Here is a 19806-nt window from a genome sequence, read left to right on the forward strand (position 1 = left end):
CGCCGCCATCCGGTATCGGCCGGGCGGTGCAGCGGCCATCGCACTCAACGGAGGAGACGAAGATGAAAAAGACTGTGATCTGCGGGCTGGTAGCGGCCCTGTGTGCAAGCGCCGCGCTGCCCGCCACGGCGGCCGACGGCGCGAAGATTTCGGACGGCGTGGTACGCATCGGCGTGCTCACCGACATGTCCGGCGTGTATGCGCAGGTCGGCGGCAAGGGCTCGGTGATCGCCGCGCAGATGGCGGTGGACGAGGTCGGCGGCAAGGTGCTCGGCATGCCGGTCGAGATCGTTTCGGCCGACCACCAGAACAAGGTGGACATCGCGACCGCGACTGCCCGGCAGTGGATCGACACCCAGAAGGTGGACATGATCACCGAGCTGCTCAATTCCGGCGTCGGCATCGCGGTGCAGAAGCTCGCGTCGGAGAAGAAGCGCATCACCATCAACACCGGTGCCGGCTCGACCGCGCTGACCAACAAGGAGTGCACGCCCTACGGCATCCATTACGCCTACGACGTGTTCGCGCTGGCCAAGGGCGTCGCCGCCGAAGTGATCAAGGACGGCGGCAAGGACTGGACCTTCATCACCGCCGACTATGCCTTCGGCCAGTCGCTCGAAGCCAACGCCCGCGCGCAGATCGAGAAGAACGGCGGCACGGTGAAGGGCTCGGTGAAGCACCCGCTCAACACCGCCGACTTCTCGTCTTACCTGCTGCAGGCGCAGGCCACCGGTGCGCATGTGATTGCGCTGGCCAACGCCGGCGGCGACTTTACCAACGCGGTCAAACAGGCGAAGGAGTTCGGCGTGGTGGGCGGCGGCCGCAGCCTGGTCGGCCTGCTGATCTTCATCACCGACATCAAGGCGCTGGGCCTCGACGCTGCGCAGGGCCTGAAGTTCACCGAGGGCTACTACTGGGACTACGACGCGCAGACGCGCAAGTTCGGCGAGGCCTTCATGAAGCGCGCCGGCAGCATGCCGACGATGTCGCAGGCCGGCGTCTACTCGGCGGTGAAGAACTACCTCAAGGCGGTCGAGAAGGCCGGTACCGATGACGCCGACGCGGTGCGCGCGGTGCTGGGCGAGATGACGATCAACGACGAGGTGATCCGCAACGGCAAGCTGCGCGCCGACGGCCGCCTGGTGCACGACATGTACCTCGCGCAGGTGAAGGAGCCGAAGGCCTCGAAGGGCGCTTGGGATCTGGAGCAGATCCTGCGCGTGATCCCCGGCGAGCAGGCCTATCAGCCGCTGGCCGAGAGCACCTGCACGCTGGTCAAGAAGTAAGCCGCCGGAGCGACGCCCATGGAATTCAAACAGGTGCTGCAGCAGGCGATGCTGGGGCTGTACAACGGTGCGTTCTACGCGATCCTGAGTCTGGGCTTGGCAGTGATCTTCGGCCTGCTCAACATCATCAATTTCGCGCATGGCGCGCTGTACATGCTCGGCGCCTTCGTCGCGCTGATCGGCCTGACCCTGCTCGGCGGCTGGCTCGGTTCGCCGGATCTGGCGATCGGCTACTGGGCGTCGCTGATCGTGGCGCCGGTGGTCGTCGGCCTGCTCGGGGTGGTGATCGAACGCACGATGCTGCGCCGCCTGTACCAGTTCGATCACCTCTATGGGCTGCTGCTCACCTTCGGCATCGCGCTGGTGATCCAGGGCTTGTTCACGCAGTTCTTCAACACCTCGGGCGAGCCCTATCCGGGCATTCCGCCGGTGCTGCAGGGCGCCACCGACCTGGGGTTCATGATCTTTCCGAAGTACCGGCTGTGGGTGGTGAGCGTGTCGCTGGCGGTGTGCCTTGGCACCTGGTTCATGATCGAGCGCACCCAGCTCGGCGCCTACCTGCGCGCCGGCACCGAGAAGCCCGACGTGGTGCGCGCCTTCGGCATCAACGTGCCGCTGATGATCACGCTGACCTACGCCTTCGGCGTCGGCCTCGCCGCGCTCGCCGGCGTGCTCGCGGTCGGCACCGTGCAACCGAGCCCGGTGATGGGCGCGGAGATGATCATCAAGGTCTTCGCGATCGTGGTGATCGGCGGCATGGGCTCGATCATCGGATCGGTCGCCACCGGCTTCCTGCTCGGCATGGTGGAGGGCGTTACCAAGGTGATCTACCCGGAAGCCGCCGATGTGGTGATCTTCGTGCTGATGGCGATCGTGCTGCTGTTGCGCCCCGCCGGCCTGTTCGGCAAGGAATGACGCGATGCCCCCGCCCGACACCGCGGCACTGCCGCTGCCCAGCGCACCCACCCTCGCCCCTTCCGCCCTGCCGCAAGGCAAGTCGTCGCACCTGGAGTACATGATGGACAAACGTCTGTGGATCGGGCTCGCCCTCGCCGGCCTGATCGCGCCCTACCTCTTCTACGAGGTCACGCTCGCCAAGCTGGTGTGCTTCGCGCTCTTCGCGGTCGCCTTCAACCTGCTGATCGGCTACGCCGGCCTGCTCTCGTTCGGCCACGCGGCCTTCTTCGGCAGCGCCGCCTATGTCTGCGGCTATGTCGTGCGCGACCTGCACCTCGGTCCGGAACTCGGCGTCGTCGCCGGCACGCTCGCCGCCGGCCTGCTCGGCGCGCTGTTCGGCAGTCTCGCGATCCGCCGCCAGGGCATCTACTTCGCGATGATCACGCTGGCGCTGGCGCAGATCGTGTACTTCATCGCGCTCAAATCGCCGATCACCGGCGGCGAAGACGGCATGCAGGGCGTGAAGGCCGCCACCGCGCTGTTCGGGCTGGTCAGCATCGAGAGCAACCGCGCCCGCTACTACTTCGCGCTGGTCGTTGCGCTGCTGGGCTTCGCGGTGGTGTATCGCGCGATCCACTCGCCCTTTGGCGCGGTGCTCAAGGCGATCCGCGAGAACGAGCCGCGCGCCCTGTCGCTCGGCTACAAGGTCGAACGGGTAAAGCTGCTGGCCTTCGTGCTGTCGGCCGCGCTCGCCGGCACCGCCGGTTCGCTCAAGGCCATCGTGCTCGAAGCGGCGACGCTGACCGACATCCGCTGGACGATGTCGGGCGAGGTGGTGCTGATGACGCTGCTCGGCGGCATGGGTACCGTCACCGGCCCGATCGTCGGCGCCTTCACCGTGGCCGGCGTCGAATCCTGGCTCGCCAATATCGGCCAGGCGGCGGAAGTGTCGGCATGGCTGCGCGCGATCACCTCGGCGCAAGTCGTGATGGGCCTGATCTTCATCTTCTGCGTGCTGCTCTTCCGCCGCGGCATCGTCGGCGAACTGCAGCATGTGATGAAGCGCAACCTGAACCTGTGAGGGCGCCCGTGTCGGGCCGCGCCGCGGCCCGCCGCACCGACGGCGTCAGTCCTTCGACCAGTCCGGATTCGGCAGCGCGTTGAAGGCGTCGCGCAGGGCCTGGCCCCATTCGCTGCGCACGATGCTGAAGTAGGGGTCGTGCTGGTTGATCGACTTGTGCAGCGAGATGCGGCACTCGTCGCTGCGGATCAGCGCGAGGTCGAGCGGGAGGCCGACCGAGAGGTTCGAGCGGATCGTCGAATCCATCGAGATCAGCGCGCACTTGGTGGCTTCGTCGAGCGTGGTGCCGCGGGTGATGACGCGGTCGATGATCGGTTTGCCGTACTTCGATTCGCCGATCTGGAAGTAAGGCGTCTCGGGCGTGGCTTCGATGAAGTTGCCGGCCGCGTAGATGTTGAAGAGGCGCGGGCGTTCGCCGCGGATCTGGCCGGCCAGCATCAGGCTGGCGGAGAAGTCGATACCGAAAGCCTGCAGCGATTCGGCGTCGCGCCGGTGTACCTCGCGGATGGTGTCGCCGACATGACGTGCCGCCTCGAACAGGTTGGGCACGCTCCACAGGCTCGCGCCTTCGGTGCTCGTCAGGCGCTCGTTGAGCATGGTGACGATGGCCTGGGTGATCGCGAGATTGCCGGCCGTCATCAGCACCATCACCCGTTCGCCGGGGCGTTCGAAGATGTTGAGCTTGCGGAAGGAGTTGATGTGATCAACGCCGGCGTTGGTGCGCGAGTCGGACAGGCACACGATGCCAGCGTCGAGGAGCATGCCGACGCAGTAGGTCATGGGATTCGGGGTGAGTCGCGTAAAGGCGGGATTGTCGCCGCCTTGGCGCTCGGCGGCCAGCGGCAATGGGCGGCGGCCGCACGCGGCCACCGCCGGGGGGGCTTAGCCAGGCGGCGCGCTGCGTTCGGCCGGTGTCAGTTGCCAGGGCTCGGGCGAGAATCGACCGGCTTCAGCCTGCAGCCCGACCGGGGTGTCTTCGAGGCGGTCGCGCCACAGTTCAAGCAGCGGTGCGCTCTGGTAGGCGGGGCGGGTGGACGGCGTTTGCGACGGGCGGGATTCGTTCATGGCAAGCCTCCTCAGGTGGTGACGGGAACCAGGAAGTCGTCGGAGATGCGCTGACCCAGATCGAGGATGCGGTGCAGCGCCGTGTCGAGGTATTCGTGCAGGCCGTCGGCGATCAGTTCCTCGATGCGGCCAAAACGCAGGCTGGCCTCAAGTTCGCCGGCGCGGCGCTGGGTCTCGGAGGAGCGCCCGTTGGCCACCGCCTGCAACAGGCCATACACCTCGCGCATGCAGTAGGCGAGCGAACGCGGCATGTCGGGCCGCAGCAGCAGCAGTTCGGCAACGCGGGTCGGTGTGATCTGGTCGCGATACACGCGGCGGTAGATCTCGAAGGCCGACACCGAGTGCAGCAGCGCGCTCCACTGGTAATAGTCGACCGCGGAATCGTTCGGTGCGTGTGCGCCGAGCAGCAGGTGGTACTTCACATCGAGGATGCGCAGCGTGTTGTCGGCGCGTTCGATGTAGGTGCCGAGGCGGGTGAAGTGGAAGGCCTCGTCGCGCAGCATGGTGCCGACGGTGACGCCGCGCGACAGGTGCGAGCGATGCTTGACCCACTCGAAGAACTCGGTGGGGCCGGTTTCGAGCAGGCGCGAGGGCGCGAAGTCGTTGAGCTTGAGCCAGGTCGCGTTGATCGCCTCCCACAGTTCGGAGGTGAGCGTGCCGCGCACGGTGTGGGCGTTCTCGCGCGCGGCGCGCAGGCAGGACACGATGCTCGACGGGTTGTCGCGGTCGAACATCATGAAGTGCATCACCGCATCGGTGTTGATCGCGAGCTGGCGTTCGCGGAAGCTGCCGAGCATGCCCATGATGTCGAGCGTGGCGGTCCATTGCCGTTCGATTTCGCCGGTGCTCTGCGGCAACAGCGACATGCGGTGGTGCACGTCGAGGATGCGGGCGAGGTTCTCGGCGCGCTCCATGTAGCGCGCCATCCAGTAGAGGTTGTCGGCGGTGCGGGACAACATAAGCGTCAGGCCTCCAGAACCCAGGTGTCTTTGGTGCCCCCGCCCTGCGAGGAATTCACCACCAGCGAGCCCGCCTTGAGCGCGACGCGGGTCAGCCCGCCGGGCACGAAGCGGATCTCCTTGCCTGACAGCACGAAGGGTCGCAGATCGAGGTGGCGCGGTGCGATGCCGGCGTCGACGAAGGTCGGGCAGGTGGACAGCGCCAGCGTGGGCTGCGCGATGTATTTCTCCGGCGCGGCGATGATGCGCTCGCGGAAGGCTTCGATCTCGGCCTTGGTCGACGCGGGCCCGACCAGCATGCCGTAGCCGCCGGCACCGTGCACTTCCTTGACCACCAGCTCCGGCAGATGCTCCAGCGTGTAGGCCAGGTCATCGGGCTTCCTGAGCATGTAGGTCGGCACGTTGTTGAGCAGCGGCTTCTCACCGAGGTAGAAGCGCACCATGTCCGGCACGTACGGGTAGATCGACTTGTCGTCGGCGACGCCGGTGCCGATCGCGTTGGCGAGCGTCACCTTGCCGGCGCGGTAAGCGCCGAAGAGACCCGGCACACCGAGCATCGAATCCTTGCGGAAGGCGAGCGGATCGAGGAAGTCGTCGTCGACGCGGCGGTAGATCACGTCCACCCGGCGACGGCCACGGGTGGTGCTCATGAAGACGCCTTCGTTCGTGACGAAGAGGTCGCGCCCCTCGACCAGTTCGATGCCCATCTGCTGCGCGAGGAAGGCGTGTTCGAAGTAGGCACTGTTGTAGCTGCCCGGCGTGAGCAGGACCACGGTCGGGTCGGATATGCCCTGCGGCGCGACGGTGCGCAGGGTATCGAGCAGCAGGTCGGGGTAGTGCTCGACCGGCGCGATGCGGTGCTTGGCAAAGAGGTCGGGGAAGAGCCGCATCATCATGCGGCGGTCCTCGATCATGTACGAGACGCCGGAAGGCACGCGCAGGTTGTCTTCCAGCACGTAGAACTCGCCGGCGCCGGCGCGCACGATATCAACACCGGAAATGTGCGAGTAGATGCCCCCCGCCACATCGACGCCGCACATTTCAGGGCGGAACTGCGCGTTATTGAGCACCTGCTCGGCGGGGATCAGGCCCGCCTTGAGGATTTCCTGCCCGTGATAGACGTCGTGGAGGAAGGCGTTGAGCGCGCGGATGCGCTGCTTGAGGCCGGCGGAAAGCTGCTGCCACTCGTCGGCCGGGATGATGCGCGGGATCAGGTCGAAAGGAATCAGCCGCTCGGTGCCTGCCGCTTCGCCATACACCGCAAAGGTGATGCCAACCCGCCGGAACAGCGCGTCGGCCTGTGCCCGCTTGCGTTCGATGCGATCCGGCGCGGTGCTTTCCAGCCACCGCTGGAAGGCTTCGTAGTGCGCGCGGGTCGTCCCGTCGGCACTATTCATTTCGTCGAAGAACGCCCCACTTGCTCCCATGCTCGCCTCCGCGTACGGCCCGCGTCGTTGCGGGCCGGCCCCAGAGCTTTGCGAGAAACGTGCCACCCCGCATCCGCGTGGAAGATTCACCATTCCGCCGCGCAAACGGCCACGCGTGGCACCGGAATCAAGCCATCGAACCGCGGAATTGCACCAAGGTAGCGCACGGAGCGCCCAAAGCCTTCGATGCACCGCGGGGGTGCAAGCTCGCGCCGGCGATGCGCCGGTTGCCGCGCGCGTATCGCCGCGCCAGCTAGCGACGCCGTTCAGGCCAGAGCAGGATCAGGAGTCCGCCGAGGCAGCTGAGCGTCAGCACCGCCCCCTGGACAAAGGCAGGATGCGGCGCCTCGGCGAACGCGGACAAGCCCCGCTGCAGGTGGTGCACGACGATGCTGCCAAACAGGCCGCCAAGCAGCAGCAAGCCGAGCGCGCAGGCTTTGCGGCAGCGACGCAGCACGTTGGGATAGCGCGACGGGATCAGCGTCGACACCCAGAATGGCGCAGCGACCGCAAGGCCTGTGAACAGCCAGAACGCGGACAGCCCGCTGGCCGGGTTGTGCGGTTCGACCGCGAGCGAAAAGCTGCCGCCGAACAGGGCCACCAAGGCTGCGCACAGCGTGGCGCCGATCAGCAAGGCGATGCGAAATGCCGGTCGCATGGTTTCCTCTCATGGGGCTTTGCGAATGCTGCCACGACCGGGCGTACGCGCAAGCCGGATGTCGCGCGAATCAATCGCGGGCCCTTGCTGGCGACCTTGTCCCGCGGTCAATCCAGGGTCTTGCGGAAGCGCTTGAGCCCCACGGCAAGCACCACGGTGATGAACACCAGCAGCGGCCACAGGTGTTCCCACACCAGCGCGAAATCGTTGCCCTTGAGCATCACGCTGCGGGCCAGCCGCATGAAGTGGGTCAGCGGCAGCGCCTCGCCGATCACCTGCGCCCAGCCCGGCATGCCGCGGAAGGGGAACATGAAGCCGGACAGCAGGATCGAGGGCAGGAAGAAGAAGAAGGTCATCTGCATCGCCTGCAACTGGCTGCGCGCCACGCTGGATATCGTGATGCCGACGATCAGGTTGGCCGCGATGAAGACCAGCACGCCGAGCAGCAGCAGCGGCAGCGCGCCGACGAAGGGCACATGGAACAAGAGCTTCGCGGCGAGCAGGATCAGCACCACCTGCACCCCGCCGATGAGGATGAAGGGCAGGATCTTGCCGAGCATCACCTCGACCGGGCGCACCGGCGTCGCCAGCAGGTTTTCCATCGTGCCGCGCTCGACCTCGCGGGTCAGCGCGACGCCGGTCATCATGATCATGGTCATCGTCAGGATCACGCCCATCAGGCCGGGGACGACGTTCCACGCGGTGAGCCCGTCCGGGTTGTAGCGGCGTTGCACGATCAGCTCGAAGGGCGGCTGGCCACCGTTGCGTGCGGCGAGCGGCCCGGTGAGGTCGTAGCGCAGCACCGTCGGCGCGAGTTGCGTCAGCGCCGAGATCGCATTGCCGGTGGCGGTGGGGTCGGTGGCGTCGGCGTCGAGCAGCAGCTGCGGGCGTTCGCCGCGCACCAGCTTGCGCGTGAAATCGGCCGGGATGGTCACCGCGAAGGCCACTCGACCTTCCGCCAGCAGGCGCTCGGCCTCATCGGCCGTGGCCGCGGTCGAGACGATGTCGAAGTAGTCGCTGTGCGTCATTGCGGCGGTGATGCTGCGCGCCGCCGCGCTCTGCTCGCCGGCCACGACGACGGTCGGCAGGTGCTTGGGGTCGCCATTGATGGCGAAACCGAAGAGCGTGAGCTGGATCAGCGGAATGCCGATCATCATCGCGAAGGTCAGCCGGTCGCGCCGCAACTGGATGAATTCCTTGCGCATCACCGTCAGCATGCGCGCGAGCGAGAGTCCGCCGATTGCCATGTCAGCCTCCGACCACGCGCTTCAGGGCGGCCGGGGCCCGCTCGCTGGGCAGCGAATGCAATGAGCGTGGGGGGCGTTCCATCAGCGCGCCTCCTGGAAGTTGTCGCGTGACTGCCCCATCAGGTGGATGAACACGTCTTCGAGTTGCGGCTCGGCGGCTTCCCACACCAGTTCCGGCTTGTCACGCCAAGGTGCGATGGCGGCGGCGAGCACGTCGGCCCGGGTGCCGCTGACATGCAAGGTGTTGCCGAATCGCGTGAGCATGTCGACCCCCGGCGCTTGGCGCAGCGTCGCGGCCAGCGCGGAGACATCGTTGCCGCGCACATGCCAGGTGGCAAACCCGCTGTGCGCAACCAGTTGCTGCGGCGTGCCGAGCGCGAGCAGGCGTCCGTAGGCGATGTAGCCGAGGCGATGGCAGCGCTCGGCCTCGTCCATGTAGTGGGTAGACACCAACACGGTGATGCCCTCGGCGGCGAGCGCGTGGATCTCTTCCCAGAAGTCGCGGCGCGCTTTCGGGTCGACGCCGGCGGTCGGCTCGTCGAGCAGCAGCAGTTTCGGCTCGTGCAGCATGCACGCGGCGAGCGCCATGCGCTGCTTCCAGCCGCCGGAGAGTCCGCCAGCGAGCTGGTTGGCACGCGCCGTCAGGCCGAGCCGCTCGATCGCCGCGTCCACCCGCTGGCGGCGCCGGTCCATGCGGTAGATGCCGGCGACGAAGTCGAGGTTCTCACGGATCGTCAGGTCTTCGTAGAGCCCGAAACGCTGCGTCATGTAGCCGACCTCACGCTTGATCGCGGCGGTGTCGCGCAGGATGTCGTAGCCCAGCGTGTGGCCGCTGCCGGCATCCGGCGTCAGCAGCCCGCACATCATGCGGATCGAGGTGGTCTTGCCGCTGCCGTTGGGGCCGAGAAAGCCGAACACCTCGCCACGTCGCACCCGCATCGAGAGCTGGTCGACGACTGTCTTGTCGCCGAAGCGCTTGGTGAGGCCCTCGACATCGACCGCCACTTGCTCGGGCGGAATGTCGAGCGGCGTGATCAGGCCATCCACGCTGTTCATTTCGGTGCCCCGGCGCGCACCTCGACCGGCTGCCCCGGCGCCAGGTGCGCCTCGCCTTCGGGGCGCGCCTCGGCCATGTAAACCAGCTTCGCGCGGTTGTCCTTCGAGTAGATCACCGGCGGGGTGAACTCGGCGCTGGAGGCCACCCAGGTGATGCGTGCGGCGACCGGCGCACGGCAGCCGTCGCACAGCACCTCGACCCGGCTGCCGGCCGGAAATTCGGGCAGGCGCGCTTGCGGAATGTAGAAGCGCAGCTTGGTGCTGCCCGCCGGCAGCAGGCTCACCACCGGCGTCCCGGCAGGCACCCATTCGCCTTCACGGTAATAGGTGTCCTCTACCCTTGCGGCTGCAGGGGCGTTGACGGTTTTCAGCGCCAAGCGCACCGCTGCCTGCGCCTGCTGTGCTTCAGCGACCTTGATGGCGGAAGCGGCTGCAGCGCGCTGCGCCTCGCGCCCGGCCAGCTCGGCGGCGTGCAGGTCGGCGCTGGCCTGCGCGAGTTGCGCGGCATTGCTGCGCACCCGTTCGCGCAGGCCATCAAGCGTGGCCGGGCTGAGGAAGCCCTGCGTCGCGAGATCCTGCTGGCGGCGCAGATCCTGCTCGGCGAGCCGCAGCGCCGATTCGGCCGCGGCGACGCGGGCGCGCAGCGAGTCGAGTTCCGCCGGGCGCTTGCCGGTGGCCAGATCCGCCGCCTGCGCCGCGCTCTGTTCGCGGCGCGCCCGGGCTTCGAGCAGCGCGGGCTGTTCGACGTCTGCGTCCAGCGCGAAGAGCGCGCCGCCGCCGGCGACGCTGCCACCGCGCGTGACTGCCAGCTTCACCAGCCTGCCGGCGTAGGGCGCGGCCACGCGGGTCGGTTCGAGCTCGACGTAGCCGAGCATGGGTGCTTCGGGTGGCGCGCTGCATGCGGCCAGACTCGCTGCCGCAAACAGCGCGAGGATGAGCGGACGGGCATTCATGTCGGGTTCTCCAGCGCATCGCGGAGCGCGATCAGGCCGCCCCAGCTGAAATGCGTGATGTGGGCGGCGATGCGTTCGACCAGATCGTCGCCGGCGAGGGCCACCGGCATCAGGCGCTCGACCAGCGGCCGCGCCGAGATATAGCCCATGCACTGACTGAGCACGCTGAACATCGCGCGCGCGACCTGTTCTTCGCTGGCGCGCGGGCCCAGCACCGCGGCCACGATGGGGCGGAACTGCTGCATCTGCGGGCGCGTGAAGCGCTCGATCATCATGCCCAGCGCCTCGGTCGGGTTCACCAGTTCGCGCAGCATCAGCGCAGCGATGCGGCTTTCGCTTGCGGGGTCGAGGAAGCGCCGCACCAGCGTTCGCACTGCGGCCTCGAAGGCTGCGTGTGGATGGGTGGGGTCGGGAGGCGGGAAGGGCGTGCGGCTCACTGCCAGTTCGGCGTGGTGCTGCAACACGGCGCGGTAGAGCCCGTCCTTGCCACCGAAGTGGTAGTTGATCGCCGACAGCCGCACCCCGGCGCGCTGCGCAATGTCCTGCACCCGGGCGGCGCGAAAGCCTTCCTCGATGAAGATCACGGTCGCCGCGGCAAGCAGGGCGGTGCGGGTTTCTTCGCCGGGCGGGGTGCGCTGGGTGGTGGTGGGGGTGCTTGGCATCGCGCAAGTGGAAAATGTTTTCCATTGCACTTTAGAAAACAATTTCCAACGCGTCAAGCACCGCACATCAGACGAGCGGGCAAGTGACCGGGAGCCCTTCTGGCCGACATCCCCGAGCCGACCGGCCGCCCGCTGCTCGAATTGCAGTTGCGCGGTAGTTTCAGAGCCGCAAGCTCGTTATGCTCTGCTCAATCCGCTTCGCTGGTCGCCCGATGCGCCTGATTGCAAGCCTGCTCCTGCTGGTCGTGTCCCTGTCGAGCCGCGCCGCGCTCGGCCAGCCGCTGCACGTCGCAGTATCGGAGGGCTGGAACATGCCGTTCGCCCGCTTTGTGCGCGACGCCGGCGGCACGCGACTGGAGGCAGGCGTGATTCATGACTGGTACCGCGCGCTGGCCGCCGAATTGGGGCGCCCGATCGACTTCACCGTTTTGCCGCCGATGCGCGTGGACTTGCTGGTCCGCGACGAGCAGATCGACCTGCGTTGCTTCAGTTCGCCGGAATGGGAAAACAAGGACCTGCTGCAGGCCTACCAATGGTCGGACCAGCAAATCCTGAGCGTGGAAGAACGCCTGGTCGGTGGCCCCAGGGCCGCGACGGTCAAACGCTTGGAGGATCTCGCCGGGCAATCGATCGGCACCGTGATCGGTTATCGCTATCCGCTGCTCGAACCCTTGTTCCGGCAGCAGCGGATCACGCGCGAGGACGCGCCGAGCGAGGCGGTGATGCTTGAAAAGCAGTTGCTCGGACGCAGCGACTACAGCGTGGTGCGCGCGCTCACGCTGGAGTACCTCCAATCGCAGGACCCAAAGTGGCTGGGTTTGCAGACCTCGCCGCTGGTGGTGTCGAGCACGCCTCTGTACTGCTTGCTGCGACGCGGGTCGGGCATCTCCATGGCGCAATTCGACGCCGCGCTGGCGAACCTCAGGCGACGCGGCACGATGCAGCAGTTGCTGGAGCGCTACAGGCTGCAGTAATCCCCTTTGCGATCGCCTCAGGGCACCGGGCAGGCACCGTCTGCGCAGCCTGCGCCGGCCGCGCCCGGGGATGCAACCGCTCCTTGCAGGGCAGTGAGCCGCGCCGCGAAGCCCGACGGTTGTCCTAGGAAAACGCTGTGGTCAATGCGCTGGAGCGTCCCCTCGCCCGCCAGAATGAAGGTCGGGAAGCCTTGCGCACCCACCAGCGCCAGCATCTGGCGGCTGGCTGCGATATGCGCTTGTGTTGCGGCGCCGAGCTGCCGCGCAAACGCGGATTCGAAGGCCGCCGCGTCCAGCCCCGTTTCCATCGCCAACCGCGCCAGCACTGCCGTCTCGGCAATCCGCTGCCCCTCGACATAGTGCGCCGTCTGCAGCCGCGCCAGCAGGTCGAGCGCTGCCGCATCGCCACCCAGTTCCGCCGCCGCCAGCAGCGCCGTCGTAGGCGGCAGCGAATCGAACACCGCGTCGGGATCGCGCAGCAGACCTTCGAAATACGCATCGCCGAAGGGCTGGCCGGTCATCGCGGCGATGCGCCGGTCGTGCGGCACGACGTAGTCGCGCAAGGCGATGGCGTAATGGCGCTGTGCGCCGGCCATCATGCCGCCGGCGTGCGGCACCACCTGCAGCCCGGGTACCGCGCGCGCGGCCCGCACCAGCGGCGCCGCGGCGTAGCACCAGCCGCAGAACGGGTCGAAAACATAGTGCAGGATCACCGCGGCCTCGCTTTCGGGATCGGATCAGTAGGCAACGCTGAAACGGCGCCCGGTATGGGCCGCGCGTTCGAGTTCGTCGATCAGCGCCACAGCATAGTCGGCGTTCGAGATGCGGCTGTGACCTTGCGCATCAAAGAAGGCCTGATCACCGCCCAGGCGATAGTGCCCGCTGCGATCGCCTGGGAACAGCTCAAAGGCCGGCGAGAGGTAGGTCCAGGCAATGCCCTGCTCGCCGCGCAGGCGTTCGAGCAAATCGCGCATGCCCAGGGCAGCCTCTTTCCACTGCGGCGGAAAGTCCTGCGTATCCACTGCCTGCACACCGGGCGCCACTTCAAGGCTGCCCGCACCGCCGACCACCAGCAGGCGCGGCACGCCAGCCGACTTGGCGGCCGCGAGCACCGCCTCACCGCCGGCCACCGAGCGGGCACGGATCTCGGGCTCGGCCCAGCCCGGGTTGTAAGCGCTGATCACCGCATCGTGGCCGCGTAGCGCGGCGGCGAGCGCGGCGGCGTCGAACAGATCGACCGCTTCGACGGTGAGCTGCGGCGCCGGCTGCAGCTTCGTGGTGTCGCGCACGATGGCGGTCACCTGGTGACCGCGGCTGAGGGCTTCGTGGAGCAGGGCCGCGCCGACAAAGCCGCTGGCGCCGATGAGTGCGATGTTCATGTCCGGATTCCTTTGCGTTCGATGCACCGACGAATGCGGTGCGACGGAGCAAACGATATCCGCTTCACAAAGTCGCGATTAGCCACCCTAGAATGCAAACATTGTGAAGCCATGCTTCACGCTCACAGCGGCATCCCCATGAAAGACGATCACGCTCCGACGCTCCGCTTTCCACCCCCGCTGAAGCCGGGTGACACGATCGCGATCACGGCGGTCGCGTTTGCCGACGGCCGCGGCGCCCTCACGCAGGTTCTTGGCTGAGGTGGCGGGTATGGATCGCCTGCGCGCCATGGCCATCTTTGCCCGCGTGGTCGACACCGGCTCGATGAGCGCCGCCGCACGGGCGCTGGGGCTGAGCACGTCGGCGGTCAGTCAGCAGATCCGCGCGCTGGAGGCCGACACCGGCGTGGTGTTGCTGCATCGCTCGACACGCCGCCTCACGCTGACCGCCGCGGGTAGCGGCTTCTACGAAGGTTGCGCGGAGATGCTGGCCGCGGCAGAACGGGCGGAACAGCGCCTTGCCGAGCAGCGCGACGCGCCAGTCGGCGAACTATGGGTCACGGCACCGATGAGCTTCGCCAGCGCCCACCTAGGCCCGGCGCTCGCGCCGCTGCTGCGCGCCAATCCGCAACTGACGCTGCGGGTCTTCGCCACCGATGCGCGGCTGGATCTGATCGAATCGCGCATCGATCTGGCGATCCGCGTCGGCGCCCTGAGCGATTCCAGCCAGGTCGCGCGGCGTCTCGCGCAATGGCAGGGCGTGCTGGTTGCGTCCCCGGCATGGATCAGTCAGAACGCTCCGGTGCGCGAACCGGAAGACCTGACGCGGGCGGACTTCCTGCTGCTGACACCCTTGGGCGAACCGCAGGAGGTGGTGCTGAGCCGCGGGGGCGACGTGCGCAGACTGCGCCTCAAGGGTCGCATCGCAAGCGACAGCCAGCAGACGACGCTGGCCTTGGCACGCCTGGGGCTGGGCATCGCGCGCGAGGTCGATGCCGATGTGGGCGACGATCTCGCCCGCGGCGCGCTGGCGAGGGTGTTGCCCGAATGGACCTTGCCGCCGGTCGGGGTATGGGCGGTCACCCCACAACGCGATGCACAACCGGCGAAGGTGCGGCACGCAATCGAGGCATTGCGGCACTACCTCGATGCGAGAATGTCCGTCGTCACCCGCAATCCGGCCTAGCCCAACCGGGGCAAACCCGTCGACAGAATTTACACTTCGCGATTGCACCACACTCGGCCGCGTGTCATATCCCAATCGGATATTGTTGCGAAGCACCAAAGAATTTGTCGTGGATGTCGTCTGGATACCGCCAAACGGCCCGTGACGCCGGGGGTTTTGTCGTCACCCCGTTGCGACAGGACTGCGCGAGCATGCAGTGAAGGGCATACCCGCCGACCGAGGTGGCATCAAACGTGCTAAGCCGAACGGACAGGCAGCGCCGTCACCGCGGCAATCTAGCCTCTTATCAAATACTTCCCGGCAAAGATCACGCCGCACTTAACGGGAGCAGTACATGAAACTCAAACCCCTCGCCTATCTGCTTGCACTCACCACGTCCGCGCTGGTGGCAGGCAATGCCATCGCGGCGCCCCGCGCCGTCAAACCGTCGGCACTGCCCGCACTCGCCACGCTTGACCTGACGCCGACCGTCATCACCGACACCGCGACCAACCTCAAGGTCCAGTGGTCCTGGGACCTCGTGAACGCCAGTTCATCGCTGAGCCTGCTGTCCGACCCGAAGCTGACCAACTGGACGGTCAGCCTCGCAGCCTTCAACAAGAGCGTCACGATCCCCGACATCGGTTCGTTCTCGCTGCTCGCCGCCGGCGTCGACGCCCAGCACGTTACCGCCCCTCACAGCGGTGATGCCGCCACCGGTGACCTGTATAAATACGTCTGGACGCAGAGCAACATCGGCACTTTCTCCACCAGCGCTACCACGTTGCTCTCGCACCCGGGTGCGCACAGCGATACCTACACTTTCGAGTCGGTACGCACTGGCGGCAGCAATGTGACGTTCACGCTGAGCGCCGTGCATGCGGTGCCGGAACCCGAGACTTACGCGATGCTGCTCGCGGGCCTCGGCGTGATCGGTGCAACCGCGCGCCGTCGTCGCGGCCGCTGATCCCGATCAGGCCTGCCTGATGCAGCGGGGCGCCTTCGGGCGCCCCGTTTCATTTCAGCGCTCAGGTTCCGGCGTACCGATTACGCCGCGAATCCAGGCGGCATAGGGCGCAATCAGCATGCCGCCACCCCCGGACCCGAATTTGGGTGGCACCGAAGACATCTTCGGTGGCCTGGCCGGCAGTTGCATCTGGAAAGTGTTGATGCCGACCAGCGCCCATTGATCGCCGTCGCGCACAAAAGCCCCGCTGCCCGAGTCCCCACCTGCGACCGTCGCCTCGCGGCGATTGCCCAGACTCGGCCCGCCGAGAAGACTGGTCGCCGGGTCGGGGCCGTCGAAGTCCCACACATAGGCCACCGGGCCCTGACCGGGACGGGTGACCCAGTCATCCAGAACGTTCTCGCCGACGCGCTTGGTGTCGGCACGCGCGCCGACCGTCACGCCATCGCGCGGGTTGCCACCACCGCCATAGCCGACCAGCGTCAGCACGATGCCACGCGCCGGTGGGCGATCGAACAGCGGGTAGCGTGGCACCTTCGCCGGTAGCGGCTCGCGCAAGCGCAACAAGGTGAGATCGTCGAAGTTGATGCGATCGGATTTGTAGCCGGCGAAGCCCGGATGCGGCACGACCTCGAGCACGCCCCCGGTAAGGGGGCCACAGGGCACGCGCACCCGCACGTCACCGGGACTCAGGCGCCGCCCGGCCGCGACATGGCCGGCGGTGAGCACCCAGCGCTCGCCGACGACGACGCCGGAGAACACGCCGTTGCCGATCAGCACGCTGACGACACCGGCCCAGGGCGAGTCGCAGCCATCCGGGTCGACACGGCGTTCAGGCGAATCCGGTTCGTCACCGTCGGGCAGCCCACCGATGATCGCCGCCGCCGGAGCCGAGAGTGCAAGCAGCATCGCGGCAGCCATGCCGCGCACAGCGATCACGCGAAACCTCGCACCATGAACAGCCACACCCATACCAGCCCCGCAACGGCGGCGAGGAAGGGTAGCGACCAGAGATGAAAGCCGAGCCACGCGCGGCGGTCGCCGAGCATTCGCAACGCGATCAGGTTGGCCAGCGAGCCGACCAGCAAGCCGAAGCCGCCCACATTCACCGCCCACGCAATCACCTGCCAGTGCGCGGAATGCTCGGCAAGCAGGATCGCCGCGGGCACATTGCTGATCACCTGTGAAGCCAGCACGCCGGCTGCGTACAAGCGCTGCGGATCGTGCAGGCCGATCGTCGCCACTGCGTCGCGCACCGCGGGCAGTTCGGCGAGCAGGCGCAAATCGATGAACATCAGCACGAACACGACGATCAAGGCCCAGTCCACCTCGCGCACCACCGCGCGGAAGGCAAGCAGGAATACCGCAGCGACCAGCGCGAGACCCAGCCAGGGCTGGTGCGCGTCGAGCAGGAGCAGAAACACCGGGTAGAGGGCGAGGCTCACCCACAGCAGCCGGCGCGCAAGCGGCGGCGGCGCGATGTCCTCATGGGTGTCGATGCGGCGCGCCGGGAAGGCGAGGCCGGTGAGCAGCAGCAGCGCGCCGAGCAGGATCGCGGCCAGCGGCGCCATCGCGGCGACGAAACTGCCGAAGGAAACGCCGGAGCGATGCCACAGGAACAGGTTCTGCGGATTGCCCATCGGCGTCAGCACCGAGCCGGCATTCACCGCGAGCGCCTCGAAGATCACCAGCCGCGCCGTCGGCAACTGGGCCATGCCGTGCAGCCCCAGCGTCAGCGGCACCACGATGAAGAGCGCGATGTCGTTGGTCAGCACCGTTGCCAGCGCCGCCGACACGCCAACCAGCAGCAGCGCGAGGTGGCGCTCGGTGTGCATGCGCGTTACCACATGGAAGGCGGCATGCTGCAGGAAGCCGCTCTCCTCCAGCCCGGTGGTCAGCAGCAACAGGCCGGCGAGCGCCGCAATGGTCGGCCAATCCACCAGCCGCGGGTAAGCGGCGACGGCCGCCGGGTGTAGCAAGCTGAATCCGACACACAACAGCAGCAGGATCAGCAGCAGTTCGTCCTGACGCAGGCGGGCGGCAATGCGGGCAGGGATCAGGAGCAGGCGGTGCATGGGTCGGTACGCGGGTTGCCTGGCGGGATTCTACGTGCCGGCCGTGCTGCCCGGGCCCCGGCGCGGTCGCTACAAAGCTTGATCCGGATGATGCACGCGCAAGCGGCCGCGTCGGCGATAATCCGGGGCGCTGCGGCAATCGCCGCTAAAGACTTGGGGAAAACACCTTGAAGATCCTGGGAGTGGATGTCGGCGGGTCCGGCATCAAGGGTGCGATCGTCGACACCGAAACCGGCGAGCTGCTGACCGAGCGCGTGCGTATCCAGACACCACAGCCCGCCACGCCCGAAGCAGTGGGCCTGACGCTGCGGCAACTGGTGCAGCAGCACGACTGGAACGGCCCGGTCGGCATCGGCTTCCCGGCCGCGATCCAGCACGGCATCGCGCGCACGGCCGCCAACATCGACAGCGCCTTCATCGGCCTCTCGGTCGCGGACTACTTCTCCGAACAGACCGGCTGCCCCTGCTTCGTCGCCAACGACGCCGACGTGGCCGGCATGGCCGAAATGCGCTTTGGCGCCGGCAAGGATCACCGTGGCGTGGTGCTGATCGTGACGATCGGCACCGGCCTCGGCACCGCCTTCTTCACCAACGGCCAGTTGTTGCCCAACACCGAGCTGGGTCACATCTACCTGAAGAACGGCATGGAAGCCGAGCACTACGCATCGGAAGCGGTGCGCGACGCCGAGGGCCTGAAGTGGAAGCAGTGGGGCGAGCGCTTCAACCGCTACCTGACGACCATGGAAGCGCTGTTCTGGCCGGATCTGGTGATCCTTGGCGGCGGCGCGAGTGCAAAGCTGGAGAAGTACGCCGCGCAGATCACCGTGCGCGCGCCGGTGGTGGCCGCAAGCTTCCTCAACCAGGCGGGCATCGTCGGCGCGGCACTGTATTCCGAATCCCAACTGCCGCGCTGAGCGACGCAAGGCAACGCGATGAACAAACCCAAACCCTTCTCGATGATCCGCGAGTTCCACCTTGCGGACTGGTTCACGCTCGGCAATGCCTTCTGCGGTGTCGGCGCGCTGTTTGCGGCGATGTCCTACCTGCAGTATCAGGACGTGAAGCACTTCTTCTTCGCCTGCGGTCTGATCCCGCTGGCACTCGTGTTCGATGTGCTGGACGGGCGCATCGCGCGCTGGCGGCAGAAGAGTTCGGCGATGGGGCGCGAGCTCGACTCGCTGGCGGACGTGATTTCCTTCGGCGTCGCGCCGGCGGCGATCGCCTACGCGGCCGGCATGCAGGGGCTCTACGACCGCATCATCCTGGTCTTCTTCGTCGCCTGTGGCGTGTCGCGCCTCGCACGCTACAACGTCACCGCGGAATCGCTCGCCGACGATTCGGGCAAGGTGAAGTACTTCGAAGGCACGCCGATCCCCACTTCGTTCGCGCTGGTGGCGGTGCTGGCGGCGGCAGCGGCCAACGGGGCGCTGCGGGCAGACATGTGGGGCGGCGAAGTGGAAATCTTCGGCTTCCACCTGCATCCGCTGGCGCTCATGTTTGCGATTTCCGGTTCGCTGATGATCAGCCGGATCCGCATTCCGAAGCTCTGATCCCGCCGCCGCGTCAAAGAAGAAAGGCCGCTCGCGCGGCCTTTTTCATTTGGTGATCGCTGCGTTGCGGCCGGAATACTGATCGCTCATGCGCTGCGCTGCTTCGGCCAGCGTGCTGCGCGTCTTCTCGCCGCAGTGGCGATTGACGAAGGTCTCGACGGTGCCCGCGGACACCACCGAGACCTGCTCGGATTGCCGTGCATAGTTGTGGCCGCTGAGGAAGCCACGCACCCAGGCGATCTGCTGGGCGCGGACCTCGGCGTCGTTCTTCGATGCGTTCCATGCCACGCAGGACATGTCGTCGAAACCGAGGATCTTGACCGGCGCAGCACCCGCAGTGGCGCTCAGCGTGGCGAGCATCATCGCGGACATCAAACGAGGCAACAGACGCATCGAAGCTTCCCG

Annotated in this window: 23 protein-coding genes; 9 read left to right on the forward strand and 14 right to left on the reverse strand. The window is 67.1% G+C overall.

Annotation, left to right across the window (positions count from 1 at the left end; genetic code table 11):
* The first annotated feature begins 62 nt into the window (after positions 1 to 62).
* The 3 genes from GGR36_RS14360 to GGR36_RS14370 are packed head-to-tail and all read left to right on the forward strand — an operon-like array spanning position 63 to position 3264.
* A complete protein-coding gene (locus GGR36_RS14360; protein WP_183635407.1) occupies positions 63 to 1286 on the forward strand; it encodes an ABC transporter substrate-binding protein in 1224 nt (407 codons plus the stop codon).
* 18 nt (positions 1287 to 1304) lie between these two features.
* Positions 1305 to 2201, forward strand: a complete 897-nt coding sequence (locus GGR36_RS14365) for a branched-chain amino acid ABC transporter permease (protein WP_183635408.1) — start codon at positions 1305 to 1307, stop codon at positions 2199 to 2201.
* 4 nt (positions 2202 to 2205) lie between these two features.
* Positions 2206 to 3264 carry a branched-chain amino acid ABC transporter permease gene (locus GGR36_RS14370; RefSeq protein WP_338086702.1) on the forward strand — a complete coding sequence of 353 codons (1059 nt, stop codon included), beginning with the start codon at positions 2206 to 2208 and terminating at the stop codon, positions 3262 to 3264.
* Positions 3265 to 3309: 45 nt separating this feature from the next.
* On the opposite strand, the gene GGR36_RS14375 is transcribed toward GGR36_RS14370, so the two are convergent.
* The 9 genes from GGR36_RS14375 to GGR36_RS14415 form a co-directional block, all read right to left on the reverse strand.
* On the reverse strand, positions 3310 to 4044 hold the full coding sequence (locus tag GGR36_RS14375; RefSeq protein ID WP_183635409.1) for a proteasome-type protease: 735 nt from the start codon (positions 4042 to 4044) through the stop codon (positions 3310 to 3312).
* A 102-nt stretch (positions 4045 to 4146) separates the two neighbouring features.
* The gene (locus GGR36_RS14380) at positions 4147 to 4329 is read right to left on the reverse strand and encodes a hypothetical protein (RefSeq protein ID WP_183635410.1); all 183 of its coding nucleotides are present in this window, start codon (positions 4327 to 4329) and stop codon (positions 4147 to 4149) included.
* Between the two features lie 11 nt (positions 4330 to 4340).
* Positions 4341 to 5288: an alpha-E domain-containing protein gene (locus tag GGR36_RS14385; RefSeq protein WP_183635411.1), complete on the reverse strand. Its 948-nt coding sequence runs from the start codon at positions 5286 to 5288 to the stop codon at positions 4341 to 4343.
* A gap of 5 nt (positions 5289 to 5293) precedes the next feature.
* Entirely contained in the window at positions 5294 to 6715 is a 1422-nt protein-coding gene (locus GGR36_RS14390) for a circularly permuted type 2 ATP-grasp protein (RefSeq protein WP_183635412.1), read from the reverse strand.
* Between the two features lie 253 nt (positions 6716 to 6968).
* Positions 6969 to 7373, reverse strand: a complete 405-nt coding sequence (locus tag GGR36_RS14395) for a hypothetical protein (protein WP_183635413.1) — start codon at positions 7371 to 7373, stop codon at positions 6969 to 6971.
* A 107-nt stretch (positions 7374 to 7480) separates the two neighbouring features.
* Complete coding sequence (locus tag GGR36_RS14400; protein ID WP_183635414.1) at positions 7481 to 8620, reverse strand: ABC transporter permease; 1140 nt, start codon at positions 8618 to 8620, stop codon at positions 7481 to 7483.
* A gap of 81 nt (positions 8621 to 8701) precedes the next feature.
* A complete protein-coding gene (locus tag GGR36_RS14405) occupies positions 8702 to 9676 on the reverse strand; it encodes an ABC transporter ATP-binding protein (RefSeq protein ID WP_183635415.1) in 975 nt (324 codons plus the stop codon).
* On the reverse strand, positions 9673 to 10629 hold the full coding sequence (locus tag GGR36_RS14410) for an HlyD family secretion protein (protein WP_183635416.1): 957 nt from the start codon (positions 10627 to 10629) through the stop codon (positions 9673 to 9675). The genes GGR36_RS14405 and GGR36_RS14410 overlap by 4 nt, the downstream gene beginning before the upstream one ends.
* The gene (locus GGR36_RS14415) at positions 10626 to 11291 is read right to left on the reverse strand and encodes a TetR/AcrR family transcriptional regulator (RefSeq protein ID WP_183635417.1); all 666 of its coding nucleotides are present in this window, start codon (positions 11289 to 11291) and stop codon (positions 10626 to 10628) included. The genes GGR36_RS14410 and GGR36_RS14415 overlap by 4 nt, the downstream gene beginning before the upstream one ends.
* A gap of 212 nt (positions 11292 to 11503) precedes the next feature.
* Between GGR36_RS14415 and GGR36_RS14420 the strand changes: the two genes are divergently transcribed.
* Positions 11504 to 12265, forward strand: coding sequence for a substrate-binding periplasmic protein (locus GGR36_RS14420; protein WP_183635418.1), 762 nt, complete (start codon positions 11504 to 11506; stop codon positions 12263 to 12265).
* Between the two features lie 17 nt (positions 12266 to 12282).
* Here GGR36_RS14420 and GGR36_RS14425 read toward each other — a convergent pair whose 3' ends face one another.
* Both GGR36_RS14425 and GGR36_RS14430 read right to left on the reverse strand, forming a co-directional pair.
* Positions 12283 to 12978 carry a DsbA family protein gene (locus GGR36_RS14425; RefSeq protein ID WP_183635419.1) on the reverse strand — a complete coding sequence of 232 codons (696 nt, stop codon included), beginning with the start codon at positions 12976 to 12978 and terminating at the stop codon, positions 12283 to 12285.
* A 24-nt stretch (positions 12979 to 13002) separates the two neighbouring features.
* Positions 13003 to 13644, reverse strand: a complete 642-nt coding sequence (locus GGR36_RS14430; RefSeq protein ID WP_183635420.1) for an NAD(P)-dependent oxidoreductase — start codon at positions 13642 to 13644, stop codon at positions 13003 to 13005.
* Between the two features lie 138 nt (positions 13645 to 13782).
* Here GGR36_RS14430 and GGR36_RS22125 point away from each other — a divergent pair, with 138 nt between their 5' ends.
* The 3 genes from GGR36_RS22125 to GGR36_RS21670 all read left to right on the forward strand — a co-directional run bounded on the left by GGR36_RS22125 (position 13783) and on the right by GGR36_RS21670 (position 15776).
* Positions 13783 to 13905 carry a hypothetical protein gene (locus tag GGR36_RS22125; protein WP_276510011.1) on the forward strand — a complete coding sequence of 41 codons (123 nt, stop codon included), beginning with the start codon at positions 13783 to 13785 and terminating at the stop codon, positions 13903 to 13905.
* Positions 13906 to 13915: 10 nt separating this feature from the next.
* A complete protein-coding gene (locus tag GGR36_RS14435; RefSeq protein WP_183635421.1) occupies positions 13916 to 14830 on the forward strand; it encodes a LysR family transcriptional regulator in 915 nt (304 codons plus the stop codon).
* A 334-nt stretch (positions 14831 to 15164) separates the two neighbouring features.
* Positions 15165 to 15776 (forward strand): PEPxxWA-CTERM sorting domain-containing protein, encoded by a 612-nt coding sequence (locus GGR36_RS21670; protein ID WP_207064445.1) that lies wholly within the window; start codon positions 15165 to 15167, stop codon positions 15774 to 15776.
* Between the two features lie 54 nt (positions 15777 to 15830).
* Here GGR36_RS21670 and GGR36_RS14445 read toward each other — a convergent pair whose 3' ends face one another.
* Both GGR36_RS14445 and GGR36_RS14450 read right to left on the reverse strand, forming a co-directional pair.
* Entirely contained in the window at positions 15831 to 16715 is an 885-nt protein-coding gene (locus GGR36_RS14445; RefSeq protein WP_183635422.1) for a trypsin-like serine protease, read from the reverse strand.
* The gene (locus tag GGR36_RS14450) at positions 16712 to 17851 is read right to left on the reverse strand and encodes an SLC13 family permease (RefSeq protein ID WP_183635423.1); all 1140 of its coding nucleotides are present in this window, start codon (positions 17849 to 17851) and stop codon (positions 16712 to 16714) included. Before GGR36_RS14450 ends, GGR36_RS14445 begins: the two co-directional genes overlap by 4 nt.
* A gap of 167 nt (positions 17852 to 18018) precedes the next feature.
* Here GGR36_RS14450 and ppgK point away from each other — a divergent pair, with 167 nt between their 5' ends.
* Both ppgK and pssA read left to right on the forward strand, forming a co-directional pair.
* Positions 18019 to 18765, forward strand: a complete 747-nt coding sequence (gene ppgK, locus GGR36_RS14455; RefSeq protein WP_183635424.1) for a polyphosphate--glucose phosphotransferase — start codon at positions 18019 to 18021, stop codon at positions 18763 to 18765.
* 18 nt (positions 18766 to 18783) lie between these two features.
* Positions 18784 to 19401 carry a CDP-diacylglycerol--serine O-phosphatidyltransferase gene (gene pssA / locus GGR36_RS14460; RefSeq protein ID WP_183635425.1) on the forward strand — a complete coding sequence of 206 codons (618 nt, stop codon included), beginning with the start codon at positions 18784 to 18786 and terminating at the stop codon, positions 19399 to 19401.
* 45 nt (positions 19402 to 19446) lie between these two features.
* On the opposite strand, the gene GGR36_RS14465 is transcribed toward pssA, so the two are convergent.
* The gene (locus tag GGR36_RS14465; RefSeq protein ID WP_183635426.1) at positions 19447 to 19794 is read right to left on the reverse strand and encodes a hypothetical protein; all 348 of its coding nucleotides are present in this window, start codon (positions 19792 to 19794) and stop codon (positions 19447 to 19449) included.
* Between the last annotated feature and the right edge of the window lie 12 nt (positions 19795 to 19806).

This window comes from Niveibacterium umoris (genome assembly GCF_014197015.1).
Lineage (GTDB): Bacteria > Pseudomonadota > Gammaproteobacteria > Burkholderiales > Rhodocyclaceae > Niveibacterium > Niveibacterium umoris.